Here is a 17042-nt window from a genome sequence, read left to right as displayed (position 1 = left end):
CCCGCTTACAGTCGGGCCGGATGTCCGAACTCGTCGCCCAGACCATCGACCGCTGCCGCACCGCGGGCCTGCGCCGCACCAAGGCGCTGGAGGAACTCATCGTCACGCTGCTGGATTCGCCGCGGCCGATGACGCTCTCCGAATTGGCCGCCTCGCCGCGGCTGCGGGACCAGTGCGACAAGGCCACCGTCTTCCGCCTGCTCCAGCGGCTCGCGGAGAAGGCTGTGGTCCGCCGGCTCGGCCTGCACGAGCGCGCCGCCTACTTCACCCTGCTGGTTCCCGGCCGTCACCAAGACTACCTGATCTGCACCGAGTGCGGCAGCATCGAGGCGGTAAAGGCCCCCTGCCCGGTCCACGAACTCGAGGACGAGATCCGCGAGAAGACCGGCTACCGCAACCTGTACCACGAACTCGAATTCTTCGGCACCTGCCCGGCCTGCGCATGAACCGTCTCGTCCGCATTGCGCTCACTCTTTTCGTCTCGGCGACGATCATGGTCTTCCTGGTCAATCGCCGTTTGCAGGCAATTCCGAAGATTGAGCCCGGAGATTCCCGCAGTAGCACCGAACTCGACCAGATCCACTCCGAAGTGCTCATGATCAATGTCGGCATGGGGCTCGCAGCGATCATGATAGCGGGCGGCTTGGCGCTGATCATCACCGTGATCGTCCGCACCCGGAAGAGTTCCGCCGCCCCGCATGGATGAGGACCTGGAGAGCGCCTTCCTGAAGTTCATGGAGGTCGAGCGCAGCGCCTCGCCGCGGACGACCGGGAACTACCAGCTTGCCCTCGCCAGTTGCCGCGGCTGGTACGGCGAGAAATTCGCCGGCTGGAGGGACGCCACCGCGGATGAGTTCCGCCGCTGGCTCTTCGACATGATGAAGCAGGACCTGGCGAAGGCGACCATCCGCCTGCGCTTCGCGGCCCTGCGTTCCTTCTACAAGTTTCTGGTCCACCGCCGCGGCCTCGCGAAGAGCCCGGTGGCGGAAGTGCAGCTTCCGAAGCCGGACAAGAAGCTGCCCGTCGTTCTCAACATCGCGCAGATCGACGAGTTGCTCGCGCTGCCGCTGCAGGCACCGATCCACAAGCAGACCCAGCCGTGGATGCCGCTGCGCGATGCGGCCATCCTCGAGCTCTTCTACTCCTGCGGGCTGCGCATCTCGGAGCTGCGCGGGCTCGACGTGAAGGACGTGGATTTCCTCGGCGAGAACGTCCGCGTCCGGGGCAAGGGAGCCAAGGAGCGCATCGTGCCGATCGGCGGACCAGCCCTGTCGTCGATGCAGCGCTACCAGCGCGAGGCGGTGGTGACCAATGGCCCGCTCTTCCTCGGCAAGCTCCGCACCCGGATCAGCCAGCAGGCGATCGACCAGCTCTTGAAGAAGTATCTCAAGCTCAGCTCGATTCCCTTCAAGATCTCCCCGCACAAGCTGCGCCACAGCTTCGCGACCCATCTCCTGGACGCCGGTGCCGACCTGCGCTCGGTGCAGAGCCTGCTCGGCCACGCCTCGCTCTCCACCACGCAGATCTACACGCATGTGACGAAGGAGCGGCTACGCCAAGCCTATGATGCCGCGCATCCCAGGGCGAAATAGGAAAGGAATGACGAATGTCGAATGGCGTGTGGTAAGAAGGGGCTCCGCCGGATGCCTGCCCCATTTCCCCCCACACTTCATTCGACATTCGGGAATTCTGCATTCGTCATTTGCCTCCCACCTCCTCCATTCTTCTTCGCATGAAGCCCCGCCGCCGCGAGCATGAAGCCCGGGACAACCGCCACGCCCGCAAGCCGGACGCTCCGGCATCGCAATCCTCCGCCCCTGCGCTGGACGAAGACGATCTGATGAAGATCGTCGCGGAGCGTGCCGTCCCTTTCCTCCTGATCCTCGATTGCGTGCAGGATCCCCACAATCTCGGGGCGATCCTGCGCAGTGCCGACGGCGCGGGCGTGCACGCGGTGGTCGCGCCGAAGGACAAGTCCGTGGGCATCACCGAGACCGTGCGCCGGATCTCGGTGGGAGCGGCCGATCATGTGCCCTTCGTGCAGGTCACGAATCTGGCCCGGACCATGGAGCACCTCAAGAAGGCCGGCGTCTGGATCGTCGGCACTTCCGACCAAGCGGACAAGCTGCTCTATCAGATCGATCTCAAGGGCCCGCTGGCACTCGTGATCGGCGCGGAAGAGAAAGGCATGCGTCGCCTCACCGAGGAGAATTGCGACTTCTTGGCCAAGCTGCCGATGGCCGGCAAGGTCGAATGCCTGAATGCCTCTGTCTCGGCCGGCGTGTGCCTCTACGAGGCTGTTAGGCAGCGGCTTCAAGCATGAAGCAACCCGTCCGCATCCTCGGCGATCTTCACCTCGGCCACCGCGTCTCGCGGATCGATTCGGTGCAGAAGCTCCGCCCGCTGATCACCGGGACCGGCACTGTCATCTTCAACGGGGATACCTGGCAGGAACTTGCCCGGCCCTTCCGCGAGAAATCCGCGGCGATGCTGGAGGAGCTGAAGGCCCTCTGCGCGGAAGAAGGCGCGGAGCCCGTCTTCCTCTCCGGCAATCATGACCCCGGGTGGCCCGGCCCCGGCTGGGTGGAGCTGGCGGGCGGACGAATCATCATCACCCACGGTGATGCCTTCTTCGCCGAGGGATCCCCCTGGAGCCGCGAGGCATTCTCGCGCCACGCGCAGGTCGCGGAACTTTGGGAGCGCCACCGTACCGCCATCGCCGATCCGGCCGCGCGCATCGCCCTCGCCCGCGAGATCGCCCTGGTCCTCCGCGCGGCCGAATACCCGAAGGGCCAGAAGCTCTGGAACCGCGTGCTCGAAGCCCTGCGTCCGCCGCGCCGCGCGTATGAGATCCTCCGCGTCTGGACCCAGCAGGCGATTGTCGCCGCGGAGTTCGCCGAGCGCTATTTCCCCGACGCGAAGATCATCGTGAAGGGCCACTTCCACCGCACCGGCATCTGGCACAAGCGCGGCAAGCTGGTGATCAACCTGGGTGCCTTCATGAATCCCTGCCCGGCGTGGTGGGGCGAATTCGACGGCGGCTACTTCCGCTGCGGGAAGATCGACGAGGCGGGCGAGTATCGGATGGGCGAGGTCTTCGGTGCTTGGCGGGTCTAACCCCTCAATCCTTCCCCAGCACCCACGAAATATGGGGCGTGTAGTAGTCCGGCTCTAACAGGAAGGAATCGTGGCCCTTGTCCGAATGGACGGTCACGTGCATCACGTTGACCTTGGCCTGCTCCAGCAGCTTGGTGAGTTCGGTCTGCTCTTCCGGGTAGAAGCAGAAGTCGGAATCGATGGAAAAGACCAGCCAGCGCTGTCCCGCCTCGGCACAGCGGGAAAACAGGAGTTCCGGCGTTGCGGCGTCGCCCTCGATCGCGCCGTCGAAGCGCGACCACATGTCATTGATGCGGAGATAGGTGTTCGCGTCGAAGCGCTTGGTGAACTTCTTCCCCTGATGGAGCATGTAGCTCTGGAACTGGTCCCGCACCCGGTACCAGGCCAGGATATCGTCCGACTGCACGACGTCCTGCCGCGCGCGGCGCTCGATGGCATCGAGGTGGACGAAGGTTTTGTGCGAGATCATCCGCGCCAAGGCCAAGCCGTAGAGCGGTCCGTCGTTGTCGTAGTAGTCGCCGCCGTTGAAGTGCGGGTCGTTCTCGATCGCGAGGATCTGCTCGAAGAGGATCAGGCGGTTCAAGACGGTCGTCTTGTAGCCGGAGGCGATCGAGATCACGTTCTTCACCCGATCCGGGAAACGGGTCGCGAAGGCCAGCGCGATCAGGCCGCCGACGGAGGGTCCGATGGCCGCATGCAACTTGCCGATGCCGAGGTGATCCAGCAGCTTCACCTGCAAGTCCGCCTGGTCCGCCGTGGTCACGTGCGGGAAGGTCGAGCCGTAGGGCTTGCCGGTCGCGGGATTCAGCGAGGCCGGACCGGTCGAGCCGTAGCAGCCGCCGAGGAAGTTCGCGCAGACGATGAAGAACTTCGAGGTGTCCAGCGCCTTGCCCGCGCCGATCATGTCGTTCCACCAGCCATCCTGCATCTCCGGCTGCCAGAGCGTGCCGGTGCCCGGGATGGCCGGGGTGTGGCCGCAGGCGTGATGGGAGCCGGAGAGCGCGTGAAAAATGAGGATCGCATTCGTGCCTTCCGCATTCAGCGTGCCCCAGCTCTCATAGGCCAAGTCGGCGGCGGCCAGCTCTCCGCCCTCGCGCAGGCGGATCGGTCCGTCGATGCTGAAAAAGTGGGTCTCGGTATCCGCCACGGCGGCAGGGGTCTAAGGCGGGCTCTCCGCTTTGGCCAGCCGAATTCCAGATGGCCAATTCAGAATGTCGAATTTCCGAATTCGTCATTTGCTTCCTTAGTTCGCCCGCGGATCGTCCGGAGCCTCGGCCAGGACCTTGTGATAGGGCGACATCGAGCGGAGAATCCCGGCCCACAGGTCGCGATCGTGCGACTGGCCGAGCAGATCGGCATTCGGCCGGGTGGCGATCCATGTATTGCGGCGGAGTTCGCCTTCAAGCTGGCCGGCGGTCCACCCGGAGTAGCCGACGAAGGCGCGGACCAAGGTCCCCGGCTGGCGGCTGCGGCGGATCGCCTGCTCTACCGGGATCCGCACGTGCCATTTCAGACGATCGTCTTCCGTCCACCAGAAGGCCGAGAAAGTGAGATGCTCCCGCGATACAGGTCCGCCGAGGTGGACGGCGATCTTCTTAAGAGGCTCGAAAGCATCTTCCTTCAGGAAGTCGCCGACATTGTGTCCGGTGGGATGATTGAGGATCAGCCCGAAGGCTCCCTCGTCCACCGAATGATCGGCCAACAGAATCACCGAGCGGTCGAAGATCCCGTCGTGCAGCGACGGATCCGCCAGCAGGATCTTGCCCTGAAGCTGGATCGGCGCGTTGGTTTCGGGATCGCTCATGCTGTTGTTGGAGAATACGCCTGCTGCCATTTTCCGCCAATGGGAATAGCGGCGGATTTTGGAAACGGCCGCGTATCCTTGAAACCTGTCCGGCGACGTTAGGCGCGGCTACTTCACTCCCGCCTGGGTCATCAGCCGGTCGGTCAGGCTGCGCAGATCCCCGGCGGGAATGGCGAAGGTCTCGCAGCGGTTCGCGCGGGCGATGTTCATGCCAAGGCAGCGTCCGTCCAGATCGAGCACCGGGCCACCCACGGTGCTGTTGTTCGCGATGATGTCGTGCTGGATCACCCGTGGGAAACCGTTGCGGCGCTCGGAAAAATTGCCGCTCATCGAGTCATTGCGCGTGAGTTCTTCGCCGAGCTTCACGTCGAGCGTGAGCTTCTCGTCCTTGCGTTCGATCGAGACCTCCACCTCTTCGCCCACGCGGCGCCTCTCGATCAGCTTGGTGAGCGCTTCAAGGTCGGTCACCTCCTGGCCGCCGACGGCGAGCAGGATGTCGCCTGCCTTGATCCCGGCTTCCGCCGCACCGCTTTCTTCCCCCACATCCTCCACCACCAGGCGCTTGTCCTTCTCGGTCAGGGAAATGCCCATCACCCCGCCGCCTGGCGAGATCTCACGGGCACTGGCGGAAATCATGCCCACCTGCGGCAGACGCTTGAGCTTGGTGGTAGCGCCGTTCGCCACCACCCAGGTTCCACGTTCGGGATCGGGAGAATCGGTCGCGAGTTTCACCGGCGTCAGCCCGGTGGCATCGATCTTCACCAAGGCCACATCCCAGATTGGATCCACGGCGAGTATCGCGGCACCCTTGAAGGTCTTCGTGCCCACCCGCACGGTCAGGCCTTCGCCCTCGCCGAGTTCGCTGGCCTTGGTCAGGATCACCCCGTCCGCGGACATCACCGTGCCGTAGGAAAGATCGTCATAGACGGCGATTTTCTTGCCGCCGCCCAGCTCCTTCATCCGCTCGCGCTGGATGACCGCGCTGCAATCCTGCAACACCGTCCGCACCGGTTCGAAGGCACTTTGCACCGTCTGGCCATTGGTCCGGAAAGTGGTTTCCAGCGTCTGGGCCCCGCCAACGCTTCCCGCGATGACCAGCAATGCGGCGGAGATGGAGCGTTTAGCGTTCACCGAGGCGCAGGGTTAGAGTTTCCGGCTTACCGTTACGTAGCAGTTCAAGGGCCACCCGGTCGTCAGGGGCTTTCTCCTTCAGCAGGTCCTGAAGTTGCTCCTTCGACTTCAGCTCGGTGCCGTCCATTTTGAGAAGGATATCGCCGGCTTTCATCCCGGCCTTTTCCGCCGGGGACTCACGGCCGACCTTCTCGATGTCCAAGCCGCCGCCCGGGCGATCCTTGGTGCCGAGCCCGAGAAAGCCCTTGCCCTTCTCGGGCTTCTTGGCGAAGGGGCCCTCGCCGATGAATTCGGCCTTGGTCAGGCCATCCCAGTTCTTGAGAAACTCCCGCACCGGCACGTGCATGTTTTCAGGCGTGCGCGAGCCGACCCGCGAGTGGATCGCGATCAGGTGTCCGTTCAGGTCGAAAAGCGGTCCGCCCGAATCCCCGCCGATCAGCGAGCAATCCGACTGGACCGTGGAGTCCTTCATTTGCACCAGGCGGCCGATCCGCACCACGATCCCGCGCTCCTTGTCGAAGCCGCCGGAGTGACCGAGCGCATAGACCCAGTCGCCCAGTTTCGCGGTGTCGTCGCGATCCAGTTCGATGAAGGGATAGGTCCCCGGTTCGATGATCCTGGCCATCGCGCAATCGGTGGAGGCAACCAGGCCGAGCGATTCGGCCTTGAGCTTCCTGCCGTCCTCGAAAATCACGGTGAATTCCTTGCCCACCCCGCTGGTGACGTGGGCCGCGCTCAAGATCAGCCCCTCCGGGGAGACCACCACGCCGCTGCCGGTGCCATCGCCCAGATCGATGCACACGGTCGCGCGGCGCGCCGCGGGCAGGGTGTCCTTCACGTGCTGCTGGATCACGTCCAGATCGTGGCGGCTATCGGGGGCCTTCTTGTCATTGATGAAGGGACGCTTCCCCTGCGCCATGGCGGGCGACAGCAAAAGGGCGGCGAAAGAGCCGGACAGCAAGGCAGCGCGTCGTAGAGCCATCGTTGTGTGAAACACTTTGTATCCTAAACAATTGTCCCCTCCCCTGCAACCCCTCGATTGGGGCGCTTTGCTAACAGGGGAAAGTCAAGCAGGCACCGGGCCTACAGCCCGCTTCAACGTGCGAATACGTAGCCCCGCCGCGAGATCTGGCAGGCAATCGGTCGCTAGCGCTCGTTCCATTTCCCGAGCCAAGTGAGATCCAGTTCGCCGCGGATGGGATACTCAATCGTTTCGCCACGACCGCCCTTGAAATCGATCGTCGCCTGGGCGACCAGCTTTCCGCCATCGACCTCGACTTCACGGATCTCCCCGGAGAGGAAATGCATGGCATACTCCAAGGGGTATGCCACGCCTCCGACGACCTTGCCCGCGGCATCGGCCTCGATGCACAGGGCCACATGGAGCACCGGTCCCAAAAAGGGCGGCTTCGGCTCCAAGCTTAGCATTTGAGCGGACGAGAAGAGATAGACCGTGTTCTCACCCGCAGCGGGCGAGGTCATGGCTTTGAAGATCTCCTCCTTGGTCACCCAGTTGAAGGGCGGCTTGCCATCCTTCTCCACCATCCGCGACTCCTCGGAAGCATCGCGCTTATTGAGCTTCGCCAGCGCCTCACGATCGATCTTCGATTTTCGGAAGACCTGTACCAGTGTGTATACTTTGTCCTCCGCGAGCAGGCTTCCACAGCCCAGACCTAGGAATAGAGAGACGAAAATCAGCTTCATGACTGTTGGTAAAGCGGGGAAACCAGATGCTCAGTGTTCTTCTAAGCTCCGCCGACATCCGGTCAAGATCACGAGCGTGAAAAGCCGGTGAAGCACTCCCGAGCGAAGCTCCGCCTACCGCCGCTCGAACACCGCGAGCCATTCCTTGCCCTCGCGCCCTGGATAAGCCCGCCCCGGCACGCGGTTCTCCCGCAAGACAAACCATGGCTCCAGCAAACCCGCAATCTCTTCCTGGGTCGCGCCATGCGGCGGTCCGGTCGCGTCTTCCCCGGGGTCCCAAGGGTTAAGGTAAAACACTCCGACCAGGTACCCGCCGGGCGGCACGATCTCCGCCATCGTCCTGGCGTAGTCGGGCCGCAATGCCGGATCGATCGCGCAGAAGCAGGTATGCTCCCAGACCGCATCGAGTTCCCGTCCCGCCCGCCAAGCCTCGTCGAAGAGATCGCCTTCCACGTAGTCCTCGCTGCCGACCGCTTCGCGGGCCCTTGCCGTCGCAATCGCCGTCGCCGCCAGATCCAAACCGGTCGCGGCGATGCCATGCCGCGCGAGTTCCCGCACGTCATGTCCGCTGCCACACCCCGGCACCAGCACGTGGCGCGCGCGGTGAAGGACGGTATCCCCCTGCTCAAGATACTCGCTCAAGGGCGGTGCCGCGCGGCCCTTTTCCCAAGGCGTCTCTCCCGAGCTCCAGAGTTCTTCCCAACGGCTCATAGCCCAAGGTAATCCGGCACTTCGTTGCGCTGCGCGGAGGGCGACTGGGTGGTGCTGCCGAAGGAGATCACCGCGCCGATGCCCGCGGCATGTGCGCCGCCCATGCGGGGCGGCACCTCGAAGACCGGGAAGCGGTAGCGCGAACGCTGGCGGGCGATCGTCACACCGCCGATCACCACCAGCACGGCAGTGATCATCATCCCCGCGGCAGGACCCCATTCGCCGGCGATTGCCTGCACCTTCGTAGTGAGGGCGTGCTCAGGCTCCTTCTTCTCGGCCTTCGCCATCGGTCGCAGGTGCGGCGTGGCATCCGCCTCGGTCACCAGCCCGGTGGCCCGCTCCATCCAGTAGATGCGGATCGCGAGTTGCACGCAGAAGGCCTCGAATTGCGCCACCTTGTCGGGCTTCTCCAAGGCTTCCTCGACCGAACTCGCCAAGGCCCGGCGCTGGTCGGCGGCGGAGACCGCATCGCTGATCAGCGGACTTACGTAGATGTCGGATTTCTCCGGCGCGCCCAAGTAGTAGTAGACCACCACCGCCGGCTTGCCGGAGGAAAAGTGGCGCTCGACGATCTCTTCCTCGCGGACTTCGGAGGGAATCTCCTGATGGCCGTCGAAGAGGTAGACGAAGAGATCGATCGCCGAATCCCCGGAATGGTAATCCAGGAAATTCTCCCGGTCGCGGGCGTCCTTCGCGCTGAGCAGGCCCTGCGGATCGACCAGGAAGTGCTGCGGCCGTTCGCCGAAATAGGCCTCCAGATACTGCTCTCCCACCTCCGGTGTGGGCGTGGCGGGCATGGCCACTTCTTCCGGCTTGGGTGCCTCGACCGGCGGCTTCACGGCTTCGGCCAAGGATTCCTCCGTGAGCAGCGTGAGGCCGGGAACGAGTTGCCCCTTCTTCACCGACTCCTTGTCTTCCGGGTTCCAGGCAGGCAGCGGCAGGCTGCCGGCAGCAGCGGCGATTCCCGCGGAAAGCATCCATAGGGCGAGGGCGGCCTTCACTTGGCCACCTCCGTCTTCGCGGCAGGCGCGACCGTGCGGGCCGCGGCGTGTTTGTGACCTTCCCGGATGCGCCGGGCGATCTCCCCGGTGCGCGCTGGCGGGGCCACCTTCCGTTCGAATTTTTCCGGATCGCGCCGTGCTTGGGCAGCGCGCTTGCGCAGCACCTTTTCAAGCTGCGCGATCATCCGCACGATCCCATCGGCAAAGCGGCCCTCCAGCCAATAAGCATGGGCCCGGGTCAGGCAGAAAAATGTATCCTCCTCCGTGAGGAAGGGGTCGAGCTGGTAGCCCCAGGTCACCGCCGCCGATTTCGAATCGGCATCGATCACCAGCAGGATGCCCGCTTCGTTCGGCCGGTCCACCGGCACATCTTCGAAAGCCGCGCGGTTCAGCAGCCAGAAACCGAACTGCCGCAGATTCCCGCCGCCCTGGCCGGAGCCGGTGTAGACGGCGAAGAACAGCTGCGGGAAGCGCCTGCAGAACTTGTCCAGCGCCGCGGAAACCTTCGGCCGGTCCTTCGCCCGGATCAAGCCCGCCGCATCGCCGAGCCGCCGCAGCACGACATCCTCGCTGCCGTAGCGCTCGTCCGCCTCGGCAAGTCCGAACCCGCAGTGCGGGCACAGGCCGGCACCGCGATGGATCACTTGCACGCAGCGGGGACACTTCATAAGGGGGCGGAAGCACGCTACGGAAACGGAAGTATTTCGTCAAAACGAAATATCAAGGAGACGGAATAACGCCTCGCCTTTCCCCTCAGCATTTGGTGACGGCAAATTCCGCGACGGCCGGGTTTCCTTTCTCACGATGTCGTGGCATGAATGAATGATGCATGAATGGCGAACCGCCATCTGATCCCGGGAGTCCTGCCGAGGATCCCTACCGGCTGTCCGCCACGCTGTCTTCGGAACTCGCGGATCTGGACAGCCTGCTCGCGCACCGCCTGGCCCTGCGTGCGAAGGCCCGCGCCTACGATTCCCTCACCAAGGGCAGCCTGGCCACCGCGGCGGTGTTCTTCTTCCTGGCCGCGCTCGCGCCGGATGCGGATGTCGGCGAAGGCGACACCTGGTGGCGCTGGTTGCAGCATGAGCGGAACCTGACGGCCTGCCTCGTTTTAGCCGCGGTGAGCTTCGCGGCGAGCTGGGCTTTCTCCTCCCGCTACTCCGCGGCCTTGGAGCGTTTGAGCTCGTTGGAGAGCGCCGACGATCCTTGGGAAGAGGAAAATTGAGCCGGTCCCGCGGCTGCCGTGTGCTCATCCTTCGCACCATGATAGCGCCGGTTAACAGCAGGAATGGCCCGCCCCGCTCCGGCCATCTCCTTGAACTTCGGAGTTCCCCGCCGTCACGCCAGCCGCTATTCCCTTCGCGTGGCCATCGACGTTGCCTTCATTTCCCGGGTGGATTCCCCGCGCTTCTGCGAACGGCTCTTCGCCGTGCTGCCGGACGTGATGTTCTGCCTGAAGGACACCGACCGCCGCTACCGGGCGATGAACCAGGCCTTCGTCGAGCGGATCGGGCTCAAGGACACGCGCCGCCTGATCGGCCGCCTGGCGGAAGAATTCTTCCCGAAGGCCCTGGCCGAAACTTACCGCGAGCAGGATGACCATGTCCTCGGCACCGGCTCCGAAATCATCGACCAGCTCGAGCTTTCCCTCAACCGCGACGGCTCGCAGGGCTGGTATCTCGCGACCAAGGTCCCGCTCCACGACCGCGCGGGCAAGATCATCGGCCTCGCTTCCGTGTCCCGCGACCTGCGTGCGCCGCGCGAGGGCGATGCCGAGCTGGCGGGCGTGGCCAAGGTCGCCGAGCACGTCCGCGACCACCTCGACGAACCGCTGCGCGCCGCGGACCTGGCGACGATTGCCAAGCTTTCCCCGACCCAGCTCGAGCGGCGGATGCACCGGGTCTTCCAGCTCAGCACCACCCAGTTCGTGCGCAAGAGCCGGATCGAAAACGCAGCGCGCCTTCTGCGGGAAACGCCGATGGCGATCGCGGATGTCGCCTTGGAATGCGGCTATGGCGACCAGACCGCGCTGACCCGCCAGTTCCGCAGCATGGTGGGAATGCCGCCGGCCGCCTACCGCAACCATGTCCGCAAGCGCGCATGAGCACGGCCGGGCAGCAGCGCATCGCCCTCTTCGGCGGCACCTTCGATCCGATCCATGGCGGGCATTTGCAGATCACCAGCGATGCCCGCGAACTCCTCGCGCTGGATCAGGTGCGCTTTCTCCCCTGCCACATTTCCCCGCACAAACCGGACGCTCGCAGCGCCTCGCCCGCCGACCGCCTCGCGATGGTCCGCCTGGCGATTCAGGATCTGCCGTGGGCGGTGGCCGATGACCACGACCTGGTCTGCCCGCAACCTGCCTATTCCTGGCGCACCGCGGAGGAAATGGCCCGGCGCTATCCCGACGCCCGCCTCTACTGGCTGATGGGCGCCGATCAATGGCGAGCCCTCCCGCGCTGGCAAAATCCCGAGTGCCTCGCCGCCGCGGTCGAGTTCATCGTCTTCGCCCGCGACGGTGCGCCGGAGCCGCACCCGGGCTGGCGGATGCATCATCTTCCCGGCTCCCATCCCGCCTCGGCCACCGCGATCCGCGCCGCCATCGCTGGCGGCAGCAATCCGGGCGAGTGGCTTCCGCCTGCGGTGGCCGCCTACGTCCGCGGGCAGGACCTTTACAAAGGCTGAACGCCCGCTTGCAGGAATCCGCGGGGCATTCTAGCGTGGCCGCAAGTCCCGCGCCATGAAACCGACCTTCCGCACCCTGCTGATCTGCCTGCTGCCGTTTTCTGCCCTCCACGCGCAGGTTCCCGCCCCCGCCAGGGAGAAGAGATCTTACGAGGTCGCCTTCTCGAATCTCCCGGAAGCCAAGCGCAAGGAATACGGCGAGAAACTCAACGAAACCCGGCGCCTCTTCAACGACAAGCGCATCTTTGAAGCCGTCAACAAAGCCAACGAAACCTCGGCCATCTTCCCGGATGATCCGGAGCTGTTGAGTTTGATCGGTGCCTGCCAAGTGGAGTTCCGCAATTTCGACAAGGCGATGGAAGCCTTCAAAAAGGCCGATTCGCTCGCCCCCAACGATCCCCAGACTCTCTTCAACGTCGCGGAACTCAACTTCGTGACCAAAAACTGGCCGGAAGCGGAGATCAACCTTGCCAAGGTGATAGCTTTCAGCCCGCCCGGCCACGACCAGCCGGCTTTCCAGTTAAACCGTCTCACCGAGTTCAAGCTGCTGCTGGTGAAGCTGAAGCTGAACAAGGCCGCCGAAGCCGCCTCGATCGCGCAGAAGTACGATTACCTCGACGACTCTCCCTTTCCCTACTACGCGAAAGCGGCGGTCCTCTTCTCCGAAGGCAAGGATATCGAGGCCGAAGGCCAAATGGCCCGCGCCGCGCGGATTTTTCAAGATCCTAACATCGTGGCCCCTTGGCAGGATACGATGATCGAGTTCGGCTACGTCAAAGGATTCTTCGGTGGCGACGAGGCCCCGGCACCCTGAGGCGGCAGCGCCTCGCCGAAAGGCGTGAAATCCACCTGCTCGAGCTTCACCCCGTAGAGGCGGGCGATCTCGGGCGCGTCCGAAGCCTGATAGACGTCACGGTAGTAGATCTCCCGGATGCCGTTCGCGCACAGGGTCTGCATGCAGGCGGTGCACGGCATGGTGGTGGTGGCCACCAGCTTGGCCTCGCCACGGCGGAAGAGGCTGCAGAGGTTCACCTCCGCATGCAGCATGAATTTCTGCCGGGCCTCGCGGTCGTCCCAAAAATCCAACGGAGCGTTGAAACCCGGCGCGAGCCCGTTATAGGCGGTGCCGATCACCCGGTTATCGAAATCCAATGCCGCCGCGCCGACCTTCCGGTACGGATCCTCCGAGCGCATGCTGGCGACGTGGGCGAGCGCCATCGCATACTCGGGAATGGAAAGCCGGGACACGGGGGGAATGAATCCGGTGGGGCTGGCGGAGTCAACCAGCGCGGGATCAAATGACGAATGTCGAATTCCGGAATGCCGAATGAAGTGTGTCCTGAAGGAGGATGTTCTACTTGAGCGCTAGCTTGGCTTCTTTCCCACAAGACATTCGTCATTCGGGAATTCGGCATTCGTCATTTCTTGGCAGCGATATCCAAGGCCTCGCGCACCAGCTTGCGGGAGTCCGTCCAGGCCGGATTGTTGTCCTTCTCGGCGGTGGCGAGGATCTGGGTCAACCGCGAGTCGTCGATCCCCTCCCCGCGCAGCCAGATCCCGAAGGCGGCGACCAGGCCGGCCTGCTGGAGCGCCGGATCTTTCGATTCGTTCGCCGGAAAGCGCTTGCTGCGGCCGCTTGAGGACACGACCAGATCTCCTGCGTCATCGGAGGCGGATGCCAGCTCGATCAGCACCAGCGTGCGACGCCCCGCGGGCAGGGTCGCGGCGCGATCCCCGCTGCCGCCCGTGGAAGCGAGGACCCGCACGCCGCCTTGCCGGGCACCGGCTGCGGGGCTGAAGGACCACTGGACCTGCCGCGATTGGCCGGATTCATTCGCGATCTGCACTCCGACCAGACGCCCGGCCCCGGACCATGGCGAGGCCATCGAGAGGCAGGCGATCTTCAGGCCGGCGAATTCGCGGGTCTCCTCGGCGGCGGGAAGCGGGAAGGCATTGGCGAGTTCCTCGATGCGCACCGCATCCTTCGGCGGGAGCTGGCCCTTCTCGCGGATCCAACCGCGCACCCAATCGTAGCTGGCGCGGCCGACCAGCACCGGCAGGTCGATCTCCGCGTCGCTGCGCATCGCCGGCAAGGGGATGGTGGCTGGCAATTGCGAAGGCTCCGGCAGGGCGTGGGCCTGTGCCAGATCGCGCGCCATGTGGTCGAGCACCGGGCCGGGATCGCGCGCAGGCTTGGTCCGGTCCGCGGGAGGCACGGTGGTGATGCGCGGGCCGGGATAGGGCTGCAGGATGGTCTCACTGCCGGCATCGCCAGTCACGGGCACCGCCCTTTCCCCGCCTTGGGGGCGGAAGTTCAGATAGGCACCGAAAACGATCGCCGCGGCGGCACCCAGCACCAGGGGCCAGACACGCCGCGATGCCTTCCGCGGTGCCGGAAATTCGACCACATTCGCCGCCGGAGCCCGGCCGGCGCGGCGCACGGCCTCGCGCTGGTCCGGTCGCAAGGCGGAGGCGGCCAGGCTGGTGGTGAGGAATTCGCTCATGCCGCGCAATTCCTCGGTTTGGGCAAGCAAGGCGGGATCGTTCGCGACGGCACGGCCGATGGCCACGGCCTCGTCCGGCGGGAGTTCGCCGAGCACCCAGGCGCTCAGGCGGGGATCATCGGGTAAAAGGTTCATGGTGGGGAAAGGAGGTCGTCGGGGAGGAGTTCGCGCAGGCGCTTGAGGCCGGTGTGGATCAGGAAGCCGACGTTGCCACTGCTCAGGCCGGTGGCCTCGCAGATTTCGTGGTAGCTGCAGCCGTCGCGGAATTTCATCAGGATCACGGTCTGCTGGTTCTCCGGCAGCCGGGCGAGATAACGCATGGTTTGGTCGAGTCTTTCGGCTTGGTCGAGGGAGCGGTCCGGTGAAGGGGTCTCGGTCGGGAGGGTGTTGTATTCCGCTTCGTCCAGGCGGCTGACGCGGGATTCCTTGCGCAGGACGTCCAGCGCGCGGTTGCGGCAGACGGTGAAGAGCCAGGTTTTCAGCCCGTCCTTCACCTTCGCCACATCCTGCTGGCAGAGGCGGATGAAGGTGTCCTGGACGATGTCGCGGGCCCGTTCGACATCGCGGGTGAAGCCGTAGGCGTAGCCGACCAGCGGCGACTCGTATTCCGCGAGCGCCCGTTCGACGAATTGTTCCCTGGTCTCCACCATGTTGGCCGCGTGCGGCACCGTTGCCACAGGAGGAACGGGCGGCTCGGGAAAATCTTTGTGGAAATCCGGGTCCATCGCCTGAAATGCCCGGCGAACCGGCCGGCTCAGCGCACGAAAAAGCTCAAATGCTCAAGCTCCAGCGCCAGGTCCACGTTATTGACCACGACCTCCTCCGGCACTTCGAGCACCACCGGGGAGAAGTTCAGGATGCCCTGGATCCCTGCGGCGACCAGGCGGTTCGCCACCGCTTGGGCGAAGCCCGCGGGGACGCAGAGGATGGCGAGCTTCACGCCCTCCTGCTGGACGAAGACGTCGATCTCCTTGTCCGACTTCACCGGGATGGCCACCCCGCGGCGAACGGCAGCCTCCGGATCGGCATCGAAAGCACAGATCACCTCGAAGCCTTCCTTCTGGAAGCCTTGGTAGTGAAGGAGTGCCGAGCCCAGATTACCCGCGCCGACCAGCACCACCGGCTGCAGCCGCTCGCGGCCGAGCACGTCGCGGATCATCGAGGCGAGGGTTTCCACCGGGTAACCCAGGCCGCGGGTGCCGAACTGGCCGAAGTAGGCCAGATCCTTGCGCAGCTGGGCCGGTTTCACCCCGGCGGCCTTCGCGAGCGCGGTCGAGCTCACCGTTTCCTGAGCGTTGTCATGCAGACGCTGGAGGCAACGGTGGTAGATCGAAAGGCGGTAGATCGCCTTCTTAGGTATGTCGACCTTCTCCACGGGCGGCGGCAGGAAACGCGGGGAATGCCGCGGGGTCAAGCTCGGGTGCCTGAGAGAGCAGAATCGGGATGGGCCGGATTTCCGAATTCATGAAGAGGAAGAAGCTTCTCACTAACCGGCCCCCTTGCCGAAGCTCGTCGCGAAAAGGCTTATTGAAATCAAAAGGAACGGAACTGGAACTGGGAGGATGGAAATTGAGCCAGTTATGGATTTTCGCGTCCGATTTTGCTTCTAACTAGCTAAGTCGTAGCGATTTTTGAGCTTTCCGGAAAGGACCGATAGGTAAAGCATCTCGCCAGTCGCCACACCCACAATCGCTGAAACCACCTCTCTTTTCACCCATGGAAAATCTAACTACGAAGCTGGCGGCTTATCTGGGCGCCGGGATCGGTGCCGGTTGCCTGGCCGGACAATCCGAAGCCGCGACGATCGTGACCCTTTACGGACCCGGCGCGCAGAGTACGACGAGCACGCCCTCCACACCGGGAGGGTTCGACATCGGGTTTGGGTACTATCCCGGGAGCCGATACGTGGCCGACTCCGGCGCCGCGCGGCTTGCCTTCAGCAACACCGGTCGTTCTTATTTTACGACCGGGGGAGACCTTGACGCATCCACCGGCTTGGGCTGGGGGTTTGGAACCTACCTTTATGAAGGAGCCGCGGTCAACGGAGTGATCCTGAATTCGGATCAGAATTTCGCAAACATCAGCTTCAACGGCGCCGACGGCATCTATGAAGGGGTGGGGCAATTCTACCTCACCGGCGATGGCACGGGGTACCTCGTCGCCCTCGCGATCAACGACGACAACTCCGCCCTGTCGATCTCGGCAGGTGTCGATGCGATCGAGGCGGTGCCGGAGCCATCCGGACTTGCGTTGCTGGCGCTGGGAGCGGGTGGCTTGATGATGCGCCGTCGCCGGAAGGCAGCCTGAGTCGCACGGGTTCCGCACCCGCTGGTGCGAGAGTTTCCGCCAGCCCTTTCCTCGTGACAGGGCTGGCGCTTCTATTTC

At 64.3% G+C, this 17042-nt stretch carries 22 protein-coding genes; 10 read left to right on the top strand and 12 right to left on the bottom strand.

All coding sequences use genetic code 11. The features are described 5' to 3' along the window. The first annotated feature begins 20 nt into the window (after positions 1-20). From ABWK72_RS24295 to ABWK72_RS24275, 5 genes are all read left to right on the top strand, one after another. Positions 21-446: a Fur family transcriptional regulator gene (locus tag ABWK72_RS24295; protein ID WP_367872169.1), complete on the top strand. Its 426-nt coding sequence runs from the start codon at positions 21-23 to the stop codon at positions 444-446. Beyond that, complete coding sequence (locus tag ABWK72_RS24290) at positions 443-706, top strand: hypothetical protein (protein WP_367872168.1); 264 nt, start codon at positions 443-445, stop codon at positions 704-706. The genes ABWK72_RS24295 and ABWK72_RS24290 overlap by 4 nt, the downstream gene beginning before the upstream one ends. After that, positions 699-1592 (top strand): tyrosine recombinase XerC, encoded by an 894-nt coding sequence (locus ABWK72_RS24285; protein WP_367872167.1) that lies wholly within the window; start codon positions 699-701, stop codon positions 1590-1592. Before ABWK72_RS24290 ends, ABWK72_RS24285 begins: the two co-directional genes overlap by 8 nt. 140 nt (positions 1593-1732) lie before the next feature. Further along, positions 1733-2323 carry a 23S rRNA (guanosine(2251)-2'-O)-methyltransferase RlmB gene (rlmB, locus tag ABWK72_RS24280; RefSeq protein ID WP_367872166.1) on the top strand — a complete coding sequence of 197 codons (591 nt, stop codon included), beginning with the start codon at positions 1733-1735 and terminating at the stop codon, positions 2321-2323. Continuing rightward, positions 2320-3117, top strand: coding sequence for a hypothetical protein (locus ABWK72_RS24275; protein ID WP_367872165.1), 798 nt, complete (start codon positions 2320-2322; stop codon positions 3115-3117). The genes rlmB and ABWK72_RS24275 overlap by 4 nt, the downstream gene beginning before the upstream one ends. A gap of 4 nt (positions 3118-3121) precedes the next feature. Here the strand turns inward: ABWK72_RS24275 and ABWK72_RS24270 are convergent, their stop codons facing one another. The 8 genes from ABWK72_RS24270 to ABWK72_RS24235 all read right to left on the bottom strand — a co-directional run bounded on the left by ABWK72_RS24270 (position 3122) and on the right by ABWK72_RS24235 (position 10136). Then, on the bottom strand, positions 3122-4264 hold the full coding sequence (locus tag ABWK72_RS24270; RefSeq protein ID WP_367872164.1) for a homoserine O-acetyltransferase: 1143 nt from the start codon (positions 4262-4264) through the stop codon (positions 3122-3124). Positions 4265-4360: 96 nt separating this feature from the next. Continuing rightward, positions 4361-4921, bottom strand: coding sequence for a YqgE/AlgH family protein (locus ABWK72_RS24265; protein WP_367872163.1), 561 nt, complete (start codon positions 4919-4921; stop codon positions 4361-4363). Positions 4922-5029: 108 nt separating this feature from the next. Then, a complete protein-coding gene (locus ABWK72_RS24260; protein WP_367872162.1) occupies positions 5030-6052 on the bottom strand; it encodes a S1C family serine protease in 1023 nt (340 codons plus the stop codon). Beyond that, on the bottom strand, positions 6042-7034 hold the full coding sequence (locus ABWK72_RS24255) for a S1C family serine protease (protein WP_367872161.1): 993 nt from the start codon (positions 7032-7034) through the stop codon (positions 6042-6044). Before ABWK72_RS24255 ends, ABWK72_RS24260 begins: the two co-directional genes overlap by 11 nt. Before the next feature lie 164 nt (positions 7035-7198). Continuing rightward, entirely contained in the window at positions 7199-7756 is a 558-nt protein-coding gene (locus ABWK72_RS24250; protein WP_367872160.1) for a hypothetical protein, read from the bottom strand. A gap of 114 nt (positions 7757-7870) precedes the next feature. Continuing rightward, positions 7871-8467: a methyltransferase domain-containing protein gene (locus ABWK72_RS24245; protein ID WP_367872159.1), complete on the bottom strand. Its 597-nt coding sequence runs from the start codon at positions 8465-8467 to the stop codon at positions 7871-7873. Next, positions 8464-9468: a hypothetical protein gene (locus ABWK72_RS24240; protein WP_367872158.1), complete on the bottom strand. Its 1005-nt coding sequence runs from the start codon at positions 9466-9468 to the stop codon at positions 8464-8466. Before ABWK72_RS24240 ends, ABWK72_RS24245 begins: the two co-directional genes overlap by 4 nt. Beyond that, on the bottom strand, positions 9465-10136 hold the full coding sequence (locus ABWK72_RS24235) for a hypothetical protein (protein WP_367872157.1): 672 nt from the start codon (positions 10134-10136) through the stop codon (positions 9465-9467). Before ABWK72_RS24235 ends, ABWK72_RS24240 begins: the two co-directional genes overlap by 4 nt. 161 nt (positions 10137-10297) lie before the next feature. Here ABWK72_RS24235 and ABWK72_RS24230 point away from each other — a divergent pair, with 161 nt between their 5' ends. The 4 genes from ABWK72_RS24230 to ABWK72_RS24215 all read left to right on the top strand — a co-directional run bounded on the left by ABWK72_RS24230 (position 10298) and on the right by ABWK72_RS24215 (position 12967). Next, a complete protein-coding gene (locus tag ABWK72_RS24230; RefSeq protein WP_367872156.1) occupies positions 10298-10693 on the top strand; it encodes a hypothetical protein in 396 nt (131 codons plus the stop codon). Positions 10694-10831: 138 nt separating this feature from the next. Beyond that, the gene (locus ABWK72_RS24225) at positions 10832-11572 is read left to right on the top strand and encodes a helix-turn-helix domain-containing protein (protein ID WP_367872155.1); all 741 of its coding nucleotides are present in this window, start codon (positions 10832-10834) and stop codon (positions 11570-11572) included. Next, positions 11569-12153: a nicotinate (nicotinamide) nucleotide adenylyltransferase gene (nadD, locus tag ABWK72_RS24220; RefSeq protein ID WP_367872154.1), complete on the top strand. Its 585-nt coding sequence runs from the start codon at positions 11569-11571 to the stop codon at positions 12151-12153. The genes ABWK72_RS24225 and nadD overlap by 4 nt, the downstream gene beginning before the upstream one ends. Positions 12154-12208: 55 nt before the next feature. Further along, on the top strand, positions 12209-12967 hold the full coding sequence (locus ABWK72_RS24215; RefSeq protein ID WP_367872153.1) for a tetratricopeptide repeat protein: 759 nt from the start codon (positions 12209-12211) through the stop codon (positions 12965-12967). Here the strand turns inward: ABWK72_RS24215 and ABWK72_RS24210 are convergent. The 4 genes from ABWK72_RS24210 to ABWK72_RS24195 form a co-directional block, all read right to left on the bottom strand. Then, entirely contained in the window at positions 12922-13401 is a 480-nt protein-coding gene (locus ABWK72_RS24210) for a cytidine/deoxycytidylate deaminase family protein (RefSeq protein ID WP_367872152.1), read from the bottom strand. The two genes, ABWK72_RS24215 and ABWK72_RS24210, sit on opposite strands and share 46 nt — an antisense overlap. Positions 13402-13571: 170 nt before the next feature. After that, positions 13572-14792 carry a von Willebrand factor type A domain-containing protein gene (locus ABWK72_RS24205; RefSeq protein ID WP_367872151.1) on the bottom strand — a complete coding sequence of 407 codons (1221 nt, stop codon included), beginning with the start codon at positions 14790-14792 and terminating at the stop codon, positions 13572-13574. After that, the gene (locus tag ABWK72_RS24200; RefSeq protein WP_367872150.1) at positions 14789-15382 is read right to left on the bottom strand and encodes an RNA polymerase sigma factor; all 594 of its coding nucleotides are present in this window, start codon (positions 15380-15382) and stop codon (positions 14789-14791) included. The genes ABWK72_RS24205 and ABWK72_RS24200 overlap by 4 nt, the downstream gene beginning before the upstream one ends. Before the next feature lie 29 nt (positions 15383-15411). Beyond that, positions 15412-16032, bottom strand: coding sequence for a redox-sensing transcriptional repressor Rex (locus tag ABWK72_RS24195; RefSeq protein WP_367872149.1), 621 nt, complete (start codon positions 16030-16032; stop codon positions 15412-15414). 341 nt (positions 16033-16373) lie between these two features. Between ABWK72_RS24195 and ABWK72_RS24190 the strand changes: the two genes are divergently transcribed. Further along, on the top strand, positions 16374-16964 hold the full coding sequence (locus ABWK72_RS24190; RefSeq protein ID WP_367872148.1) for a PEP-CTERM sorting domain-containing protein: 591 nt from the start codon (positions 16374-16376) through the stop codon (positions 16962-16964). Positions 16965-17042: the final 78 nt, after the last annotated feature.

It is taken from the genome of Luteolibacter sp. Populi, from assembly GCF_040801775.1.
Lineage (GTDB): Bacteria > Verrucomicrobiota > Verrucomicrobiia > Verrucomicrobiales > Akkermansiaceae > Haloferula.
This window is presented reverse-complemented; position numbering and strand designations above follow the sequence as displayed.